The sequence below is a fragment of the Pseudarthrobacter xylosi genome, from assembly GCF_055412765.1.
Genome location: NZ_JBVAYT010000010.1, coordinates 16,986 through 25,992 on the forward strand (window position 1 = coordinate 16,986; position 9,007 = coordinate 25,992).

A 9,007-nucleotide genomic window follows, 5' to 3' on the forward strand; every position below is an offset into this window, starting at 1 on the left:
TTCGGAATCCGGCCATACGACGTTCGAAGTGGCCCTCAACGGACGGATGTGTGGCGATGCAGCGTTCACATCCGTGCAGTATGGGTCGATCACCTCGTGACCGAGCGGTGTTTGCGGAGCGTCTCCAGGGTTACCGTGGATGCATGGAGAACCTGAAGGGTCCTTTGTATCTGGATATCGCGACGAAGTGTCTGTGCCTGGCGGGCGTTGTGTTGATGGTTTTTGGGCGGGCCGACTGGTTCATCGTCGGTGTTTTTGCCGTTTTCATCGGCATGCTGATCGGGGCCTGGTCCATGGTTTCCGCCCGTCGGACGCGGTCACCAAGGGGTCCCATCCGGTCCGGCACTCTCAGGAGTGCGGACCCGAGGGACGGCGAGGCGAAGGAAGGGCGGTAACTCCTGAACCTCGAGAACTCACCAGGGCCGGAGCTCAGCCTTGCGCCTGCCCGGGGACCTTTCCGCCGGTAACATCGGCCCTCTTCCAGGTAGCAATGACGCTGACACCGCCGCCTTCGTCACGGTCGGTCACGATGTCAATCTCGCCCGGGCCCGCTCCCATGCCCAGAAGCTCATTGGTGTACGTTGCCACCAGCTCCGACAGAGTTGTCTCTGTCCATTCCCCGGCGCGCATCCGAGTGGAGATTTCCACTGGTTCAGGCTGATACTGCGTCATGTCTGCCGCCGTGGCGGTTCCTGGGCGGCGGCCATCCGGGCCGTGGTTCCTCAACAACTGTCATCATCTCGATGTCCCGGCTTTTCGGCCGGGTCAGTCCTTGTCGAGTTCGTCGAGGAGGGACTTCGCTGCCTTGGCGATGTCGTTGTACTGGGCGGCCCGGCTCTCGATGGCAAGAACAGCGCAGCGGTGCAGCCGCCGGAAATCTCCGAAGGGAAAGCTGTAGTGACCCTTTGTGTCTTGCGTTTTATCGCTGTCCACGCCCAGATACCACGTGCCGTATTCGGTGTATCCGTGCTTGTCGATGAAGGCGTTTTCCGCGGCCGCGTCAGGGGCATGTTCGCTCCAGTCATCACGGGTGTCCCGGGCGATCCTTGCGTCCTTGATCAGCTGCCGGGCGTGCCCCAGTGCCGCAGTGTTGACCTTTATTGTCATGGCTGCCTCCATCGTTCGTGATTTCTTCGGGGCGAGCGGTGCGCACGGACCTTAGCCCTTGGGCTGATTTCTGCGGTCGCCCCGTCAGCTCACGGGCGTATGCGGTGGCAGATTGCCACCGCGGGTGACATGGACTTTCGTGGCGGATGTTCCGGATTTCTCCGGTAGCTGGACGCGGATTTCCAGGACGCCGTCTATGTAGCTGGCTTCAACAGTGTCAGGACTCGGTCCACGGGGTATCGGGACGTACCGCAATTCGCTCCGGTAGCCCGGCTGATCCCTACCGGCCGGCTCTGCACGGCGGGCCGGAATCTGCAAGGTGTCCTCGGAGACGTTGATGTCGATGTCAGCGTCGGGGTCGATGCCGGGAAGGTCGGTTCTAACGACCAAGGTGTTTCCGTCCCGGAATTCCTCGATTCGCAGCCAATCTTCCGTCTCACCCTGAAGGAAGCGCCGGAGGGGTTCGGGCACGTCGATGCCACTGCGGCGGAAGAAGTTTTCCATGTCTTTCTCCTATGCTGAATTAGCCAGTATGGGCGTCTTTCTCCTATGCTGAATTAGCCAGTATGGGCCCGACGAAGTGACCTTGGGCGCCTGCCTTCAGCCGAAGTAGTGTGCCTCGCCCGACCATCTGGAACGGTGTCGGCCGCCACGCGGGGCCGCGGACGCAGACATAAGTTCCGTCCGCGGCGCAAGCCGCCGCTGCCCCGGACCGGATGCGGTCAGCGGCCCGGACAATAAAAGGAAGGCAGGTGCACGCGGTCATGAAGTGACCAGCGTCAGACGCGGCTCCTGCGGGTCACTGCACCGAAGATCCCCAGCACTATCACGGCGCCAAGAATGGACAGCAGCCAAGTCCTGAGGTCAAAAAAGTCGGCAAGGCCTCCGCCGAAGATCCGTGAACCGATCCATCCGCCAAGGATCGCCCCGACGACGCCCAGAACCAGGGTGACCAGCCAGCCCCCGCCCTGCCGGCCGGGCAGTATGGCTTTGGCGATGGCCCCAGCAATCAGGCCGAGCAGAAGAAATCCGAGAATTCCCATGGCGCACTTCCTTCCAAAGGACCATCAGCGTCGTAGTGGCGCTATGGATACGATTTAATCAGCATGCTTATTAACTGGCAAGGATCCTTTTACGATCGAGGGTGAGCCGCGGGCGGATCATGCGGCCACCAACCAGAGGAAGTGACACTGCCGGATTGGACGACAAGATCGGGAACGCCGCCGAGAAGCTTGCCGGCAAGGGCAAGGAAGCTGCCGGGAAGCAAAAGGCGATCTCGGCCTGAAGGCCGAAGGCAAGGGCGACCAGGCCAAAGCAGACCTGAAACAGGCCGGCGAGAAGGTCCAGGACGCCTTCACGCACTGATCCAGCCATAAAGAAAGGGCGCAGACACCCCACAGGATCTCCCGCTCCCAACTGATAGTCCCCGCGGGTCTGAGGCCAGGGGATATGCCGGCCCGGGCCCGCGGCGTACGCTGGATGACTAGGCACGCCGGGGGCCTCCCATCAGGTCCGGCAGCCCTCTTCCGGGCTGACGGGTCCACGCAGCATGCGAAGGCGGGACAGCTAATGAAAACACTGGTGTGGGTGATCGCAGCCGCGGCTCTGGTTGCACTGGTCATCGGCCTGACGGTCCAGGCCTTGAGCTTCCTCATCGGCGCGGCGCCGGTCCTGCTGGTGGTCGCCATCGTATTGCTGCTGCTAAACAGTTCCCGCGGACGCCGCATCCCGCACTAGCGGACAAACCCTAAGGGAAATCAAAAACGGCATGACGCCGGACCGTGTGGCGCATGTCACCCGAGGGATTGAACGCCGACCGATCCGCCGTCGCTGGACACATGGGCACCACCGGCACCGCTTTTGGGGGAACAACGTAGAGCGAAGCACGCGTCCATATCGGGAATTTCAGGATGGATTCAGGCGGACTGAACGCCGCGCAACAGGTCATTGGTTTTGCAAGCGGCGTCAGCCGGGCTGAAGCTGTCCGCGCCGCACTCGAGGCAGAGACCTGGTACTAACTCGCGGTCGAGGACGCCCTCGCCCATCCCGCCCGAAACGCTACCCCGCAGCCTGGCCTAGCCTCGTTCCTGACCAGATCATCGGCACCTTCCGTTGCGTGCAGGGACCGCCTCAGCTCTTGAAAACCGAGCATCTTAGGATCCCGGGGACCCCTGTTGCCTCATGTCAATAGGTCCGGGAACGGTGAGTCGTTGCCTCATGTGAAAAGGTCCGGTTCAGGGACGGGTTGAACCCGGTGTTGACCTTGTAGTTGCGGGGTGCGGCTTTGGCTTGTGCCAGGGTCTCGAGCTGTCCGGTGAGGGCCAGGATCTGCCGCGACAAGGCCGCGGGTTTGAGGCGTTTGAACTGGGCGTTCATGGCGATCACGGGGCGTTTGCGGATGTTGGGGTGGTTGGCCGCGCGCTGGTGCGGGGTGAGCGCGGCGTCGTGTTTCTTGACCACCTTCGCGCCGTGGCGTTCCTTGAAGATCAGCTTCTGCTGGGGCAGCAGGTAGTTCGTGAAGAGCGCGTCCAGTTCCCAGATGGCGTTGAGTGTCTCCAGCTCCGCGGTGGTGTCGTACCGGTAGTAGCCCACGAGCTCACGGACCCGCGCCCAGTTCTTTTGCTCCACGTGGGCTCCGTCGTTCTTGTTCCCGGGCCGTGACCGGGTGAACGTGATCTGGTGGGCGTGGCAGTACGCGAGCAGATGGTCGTTGATGAACTCGGAGCCGTTGTCCGAATCGATCCCCAGGATCGGGAAGGGGAACCGGGCCAGCGCATACTGCAGCGCGATCAGCACCCACTTCTGGGCCTTGTTCGGCACGGACCGGTTCACCGTCCACCCGGTGGTGATGTCGGTGACGGTCAGGGTGAAACAGAATTCCCCGGAGGCAACCCCTCCTTCGTGGCCGACCAGATCGATTTCGACGAACCCGGGCACCGCATCATCCCAGTCTGCCCAGGTCCGGACCGGGATCTGGGACTTCAGCAATGACCCCGGCTTGGTATGGGACCGGCCCCGCAGCACCAGTTTCGCCCGCTCCGGAGCCAACCGACGGTCGATGGTCGCCGCGCTCATCCGCATCAGCAGCCCCGCATCCTCGTCCGTCAAGGCCAATTCCCCGTCCCGCCGCAGCAAAGGCACGAGTACCGGCAACATCGGCGCCAGGCGCTTGCCCGCCGGCGCCCTGAGCACCGCCCAGCACACCACGAGCGCGTCGATGACCTTCGGCCCGTACACCGGGGCCCGCGGCGGACGGGAACGCACCGGCCGCAACTCCAGCGCCTGCCGCAACGCCCGCCGCGCATAGTCACGGTTCCAGCCCGTGAGCTCCACCAACTCATCCAGGATCCGCACCTTCCCGGCGCGGTTCGCCCGGGCATAAGCCCGTGCCTTGATCACCGTGACAGCCTGCCGCTGGCTCATCGTCAGTCCCATCTCTCAAGGATGTCCGCGGCCGGACCTTCCCGGACCTTTTCAGATGAGGCAACGTATCCGTTGCCACGGACCTTTCCTATGAGTCAACTCGGGACCTGCCGCAATCCCGGGACCCGCCGTAAACTTAACGCAGGCCGGCGGCGGCAGAGCCCCTGGTGTCCCCCAGCCAGCAGCGGCACATCCCACCTGCCCGTCGCCGGTCCCGGGAGCATCCGCCGCGGAACCGCACGGCCAGCGCCGCAGACTAAAACCCGCTCTTGGAGGGCGGCCCGTCGCTCCGGACCGCCAAACCACCGCCGCCATCATCAGGGTGCTGGCTGTGGACTTGCCGCGTTGATGTCGCTCAGGCGGTGGTGCGCGCTGCGGCATCGAGAATGACTCTGCGGAATTTTCAGGCGCTTTTCATGGCTGTTCTCTGCCGGCGTGCTCCGGTGCCGGTAGCGAGGATCTGCCGGACGGTTTTCTCCACCAGGGTGCTGTCTCCGGTCTCGGTCAGAACCGGATGTATGTGATCCAGGAGCGCCTTCACACATGCTTCTGCCGGGTCCGGCCGATTCGTTTCGGGATGGATCAGATCATTCTGGATTCCGAACCTGCTGGCACGCCACGAGGCCAAGCGAAGCATTTCGGCAGGAACCGCCGGGGGCGGGTTCCCCGCGGCCCAGTCCCTGGCAGCCATCTCCACCAAGGCGCGCGCAATGGCGGCCAGCGCAACGGCATGCGCGGAATCGGTACAGACCTCCGCGACGCGGATCTCCACCGTCGGATAGGTCGCTGAAAGACGGGCATCGAAGTAGATCATGGCACCGTCCACACCAACGACATCACGACGATCACCACCCAACCCCTCGACGCGTTTGAGGTCCTTGGATTTTGTTTATATGCCTATGTCACGGGGCCAGGAAGGCATACACCCCACGATCTCGATCCTGTCCGTTCTTGAAGTCCTTCATTGCGAGAACTCCAGAGGTCCACGCGCACCCCACGCGACACGCGCCGGGATGAACCCGGCAACGCCCCTGAGTGCGTGTCTTAGTACTCACAGCCTGCGTGCACGCATACTGTCGATCGCATGGACAGAGACCAGGCTGGCGAGCTGGTAGGGCAGACCTCGATTAATGAGCTGCTCGATGAGCCGGTCGGCGTTACTCCTATCCAGATGGTGCTGCCGATCCATCTCCGGCTCCGGGCGGGGGAATTCCGACGTCTGTCTTAACGCGGCGAGCCCACCCCTTGCGTTGTCCCCTTCCAGACGTCCACTGGACGCCCTCGCACCATACTGACCCTGCGATCTCCGAACAACAGGGGCGCAGCAATCCCCTGTCCGGTGCCTGAGGATCAGCGGATAACGGCTGCTGGCGCTCAGGCTACCGGGTGAAGCTTGCACTGCACTCTCAGATGGCTGTCCCGGCCGGTTGTTGCGCGCCTAGAATCTGTAGCTGTGCCTCCACGGGACGGCCGTACCCCGGAGGGCTGCGCTGACTGGTTGAGAAGGCAGGAGCGGGCTGGTGTTTCGCTGCCGGGGACTTCCTGGCAGAGGTCCGTGATCAGACCCATTCCGGCATACTCCCCTATCTGCGGCGAAAACAACCGACCCAAAGGCATGCTCCTGACCGCGGCATCGTCATCAAGTGCCTCGCCGAAGGCGGAGAACCCGAACCGCCACAGCCGGGGAATTCGGTCAAGCCAAACCCGTCACCATCTGCGCCGACGACACCAACGAAGAAGCCATCACAACTATGCAGCAGCACCAGGTCCACAGGCCGCCCTTCATCGAGGGGCCGAGCGGACCCGTCATCTGGACCCGCGCAAGATCAACTGGCGCCGTCCGCCGGGGCCCTTTTGCCCGGCTGGATACAGCCACTGGAACGTGGAATTCGAGGACCCGGCACTTGGACGCCGGCAGGAGGACACGGTGCTGGCCTGCAACGCCCTAATAGTCGCGGCGAGGGAGAACGGGGTAAAGGTGCTCTTGGAAAGTCCCCGGACGAGACGCACTTTGAGGCGCTTCGAAGGCTACCCAAATGATTGCCCCGACGAAGAATTCGGTGACGTTGAATATAGCCTCGCCCACGGTTTTTCTCTCCTCCGGGAATGGTTCGGGGGTGGTCCTATTCCCGGAGATTTCGGGTGCTAATCCGTGATCAGCTGGGCGGAACCGACGCCCTTTGAGGTGCTATTTGGCGCTCCAGTTTGCAGCTTGCTCAGGTGCAAGATGCCGAGGACTAGGAACAGCGTGGACAGCGCAAGTGCTGACCAGAATGCAGCTGGGCTCAGCGTGGCGTTGAACATGGGTTTGACCAGTTCACCCACGGCCAGGGAGAAGATGAGGGTGAAGCCGAGGACGTAGGCGGCCGGCAGCAGGAGCAGCCCGGTTCCGTGATTTCTGTAGGTCAGAACAGACAGGATCAGGAAGGCGGGCATGATGAAGCACAGGTCGAGGACGAAGATCGAGTAGAGGGAGTCGATCTGGTCTCCGGTTTGCATCAGGGGCACGAGCATCGCGATCCAGAGCGGGTAAAAGATGAGGGGCTGGAGGATGGCGCCGGAGGCGGATACCAGGCGAAACGTTTTGGAGAGGGCGGGTTGGGTCAGGTCGCCGCGAAGGCGGGCGCCGGCATAGACCAGGCTCCAGAAAGACAGGGTAAAGATCGCCATGTAAACGAGGTACAGACCGTTGTAGGCGCGCTCGATCACGTAGATCCCGTATGCGTAGAACAGATAACCCAGAAGCCCCAGGGCAACGATCTGGCGCTTCTGTCGGTCGGCCCGTGCTGTGAGGGTCAAATACAGGAGGCCGAGTGCGGCGGCGGCGGAAAGCAGATCCTGCGAATACGCTCCGGGGATGAGCTCGTCACTGACAATGCGGTCGTAGATCCCAGGATCCCCCAGCCCCACAGCCGCTGCAGCCAAGGTAAGTACTGCGGTGATCGCCCAAAGGATCCGGTGGAAGTTCATATGAGTGAGCATGGTGACCTGTCGGTGGAAGGAGGGCACTGAAGGTTTCTTCAGGCCTTTTGACCGGGTGGTCGATCAGCCCTCTAAGCATCAGCGCCGGCGGCGATAGTGGCAAGACCTCACCGAGAGGGAGTGTGGAGACCCTTGCACGGGCAGGCGAATACATGTAGGCCTTGCAGAAGGGACGGTGGTGTCGCCCGACCAGTGCCTGTTCAAAGGTTGACGCGCGGACAAAAAATTGCAGCTCGGAGGCGGGACATTGAAAGCAGCGGTGGTTTACGAATCGATGTATGGCAATACGCATAGCGTTGCAGAGGCAATTGCAGGGGGGCTTGGGCCGGCGGCGGCGACCGAGGTTATCTCCACGGAAGACGTGGACCGGATAAATGTGACCGGCATTGATCTGCTGGTTGTCGGGGGACCAACGCATGCCCACGGCATGACTCGGTCACAAACGCGTCAGGCAGCGGTGAAGGACGCCCGCGGCGGGGAGAGGGAGCTGACCATTAACCCGTCGGCCGAAGGTCCTGGCGTGCGTGAGTGGTTAGACTCACTGGGCCCCTCCTCGGGCAGGGCAGCAGCTTTCGATACTCGGGTCGACATGCCGGAACTGTTGACGGGGCACGCTTCCAAAGGCATTGGAAAAAAACTCAAACAGCACGGTTTTGAACTTGTTGCCGAGCCTGAGAGTTTTTTGGTCAGCGGGGACAGTGTCCTCTTCCCCGGAGAACTGGACCGGGCGCGGCAATGGGGCCAGAGGCTCGCCTCAAGCCTGACGCATGAGCAGCAGCGCAGCTGACGAAACAGGCACGTGACCACGCAGCGCAGTAGCCGAGCAGGCAAATTTCCGTTGAGGCTACGCCAGGTTGCCGACGTGACCAAGACCATCCCGCTCTTTGCCACCGCGCCTCTCTGTAGGCATTGGCACCTGCGCTGGGGCGCTACAACCGAAGAGGTCGCCGGGCTTATGCCTGGGGACGAACTCGTGCCCGTGTCACACTTCACCGCAACTCGAGCGATCACAGTCGAAGCAGATCCCGAACTGGTCTGGCCCTGGCTGGTGCAGGTCGGATTCCGGCGTGCAGGCTTTTACACATACGACCTGCTCGATTCTCTTGGGAAACCTAGCGCGGAGAAGATCCTGCCCGAATGGCAGAACCCGCAGATCGGAGACGTGGCCGCGCCGATGACCGGCGAGGCTACCCCCTCGACGTCGTTCAGAGTGGCTTCGGCCCGCCGGCCTGATTACCTCGTCTGGTCCAAGCCAGACTCGTCATGGGCCTGGCACCTGACCAGGCTCCCCCTGGGCCAGACCCGACTCGTCACGCGCTTGAAGCAGCGCTACCGTCCCGGTCCCTCCCTGATCCTCACGGTGCCACTGATGGAATTCGGGGACTTCCCGATGATGAGGAAGATGCTCCTAGGAATCAAGGCCAGGGCCGAGCAAGGAGACGGCCAACTCGGTCCCACATAGAAGAGAACGTCAGCGAAGAGTACGACCCCCTGG

12 protein-coding genes and 1 pseudogene are annotated in these 9,007 nt (G+C 62.5%); 6 read left to right on the top strand and 7 right to left on the bottom strand.

Annotated features, from left to right (window positions below):
- Nucleotides 1–143: 143 nt before the first annotated feature.
- Complete coding sequence (locus ACZY1F_RS18290) at nucleotides 144–395, top strand: hypothetical protein (protein ID WP_463943690.1); 252 nt, start codon at nucleotides 144–146, stop codon at nucleotides 393–395.
- Nucleotides 396–429: 34 nt separating this feature from the next.
- Here the strand turns inward: ACZY1F_RS18290 and ACZY1F_RS18295 are convergent, their stop codons facing one another.
- The 4 genes from ACZY1F_RS18295 to ACZY1F_RS18310 all read right to left on the bottom strand — a co-directional run bounded on the left by ACZY1F_RS18295 (nucleotide 430) and on the right by ACZY1F_RS18310 (nucleotide 2,150).
- Nucleotides 430–648 (bottom strand): hypothetical protein, encoded by a 219-nt coding sequence (locus tag ACZY1F_RS18295; protein WP_463943692.1) that lies wholly within the window; start codon nucleotides 646–648, stop codon nucleotides 430–432.
- A gap of 117 nt (nucleotides 649–765) precedes the next feature.
- On the bottom strand, nucleotides 766–1,107 hold the full coding sequence (locus ACZY1F_RS18300; protein ID WP_463943694.1) for a hypothetical protein: 342 nt from the start codon (nucleotides 1,105–1,107) through the stop codon (nucleotides 766–768).
- 84 nt (nucleotides 1,108–1,191) lie between these two features.
- Nucleotides 1,192–1,611, bottom strand: a complete 420-nt coding sequence (locus tag ACZY1F_RS18305; protein WP_463943696.1) for an Hsp20/alpha crystallin family protein — start codon at nucleotides 1,609–1,611, stop codon at nucleotides 1,192–1,194.
- A 275-nt stretch (nucleotides 1,612–1,886) separates the two neighbouring features.
- Nucleotides 1,887–2,150 (bottom strand): GlsB/YeaQ/YmgE family stress response membrane protein, encoded by a 264-nt coding sequence (locus ACZY1F_RS18310; RefSeq protein WP_463943697.1) that lies wholly within the window; start codon nucleotides 2,148–2,150, stop codon nucleotides 1,887–1,889.
- 119 nt (nucleotides 2,151–2,269) lie between these two features.
- Between ACZY1F_RS18310 and ACZY1F_RS18315 the strand changes: the two are divergent.
- Both ACZY1F_RS18315 and ACZY1F_RS18320 read left to right on the top strand, forming a co-directional pair.
- A pseudogene (locus ACZY1F_RS18315) lies at nucleotides 2,270–2,472 on the top strand (CsbD family protein).
- Nucleotides 2,473–2,676: 204 nt separating this feature from the next.
- On the top strand, nucleotides 2,677–2,844 hold the full coding sequence (locus ACZY1F_RS18320) for a hypothetical protein (protein WP_463943699.1): 168 nt from the start codon (nucleotides 2,677–2,679) through the stop codon (nucleotides 2,842–2,844).
- A 447-nt stretch (nucleotides 2,845–3,291) separates the two neighbouring features.
- On the opposite strand, the gene ACZY1F_RS18325 is transcribed toward ACZY1F_RS18320, so the two are convergent.
- Both ACZY1F_RS18325 and ACZY1F_RS18330 read right to left on the bottom strand, forming a co-directional pair.
- Entirely contained in the window at nucleotides 3,292–4,542 is a 1,251-nt protein-coding gene (locus ACZY1F_RS18325; RefSeq protein ID WP_463943701.1) for an integrase catalytic domain-containing protein, read from the bottom strand.
- A 391-nt stretch (nucleotides 4,543–4,933) separates the two neighbouring features.
- The gene (locus tag ACZY1F_RS18330) at nucleotides 4,934–5,344 is read right to left on the bottom strand and encodes a glutamate-cysteine ligase family protein (protein ID WP_463943702.1); all 411 of its coding nucleotides are present in this window, start codon (nucleotides 5,342–5,344) and stop codon (nucleotides 4,934–4,936) included.
- 270 nt (nucleotides 5,345–5,614) lie between these two features.
- Here ACZY1F_RS18330 and ACZY1F_RS18335 point away from each other — a divergent pair, with 270 nt between their 5' ends.
- Nucleotides 5,615–5,758: a hypothetical protein gene (locus ACZY1F_RS18335; RefSeq protein ID WP_463943704.1), complete on the top strand. Its 144-nt coding sequence runs from the start codon at nucleotides 5,615–5,617 to the stop codon at nucleotides 5,756–5,758.
- Between the two features lie 917 nt (nucleotides 5,759–6,675).
- On the opposite strand, the gene ACZY1F_RS18340 is transcribed toward ACZY1F_RS18335, so the two are convergent.
- A complete protein-coding gene (locus ACZY1F_RS18340; protein WP_463943705.1) occupies nucleotides 6,676–7,500 on the bottom strand; it encodes a hypothetical protein in 825 nt (274 codons plus the stop codon).
- Between the two features lie 259 nt (nucleotides 7,501–7,759).
- Here ACZY1F_RS18340 and ACZY1F_RS18345 point away from each other — a divergent pair, with 259 nt between their 5' ends.
- Nucleotides 7,760–8,299, top strand: a complete 540-nt coding sequence (locus ACZY1F_RS18345) for a flavodoxin family protein (RefSeq protein ID WP_463943707.1) — start codon at nucleotides 7,760–7,762, stop codon at nucleotides 8,297–8,299.
- Nucleotides 8,300–8,374: 75 nt separating this feature from the next.
- Nucleotides 8,375–8,974, top strand: a complete 600-nt coding sequence (locus ACZY1F_RS18350; protein ID WP_463943708.1) for a hypothetical protein — start codon at nucleotides 8,375–8,377, stop codon at nucleotides 8,972–8,974.
- Nucleotides 8,975–9,007: the final 33 nt, after the last annotated feature.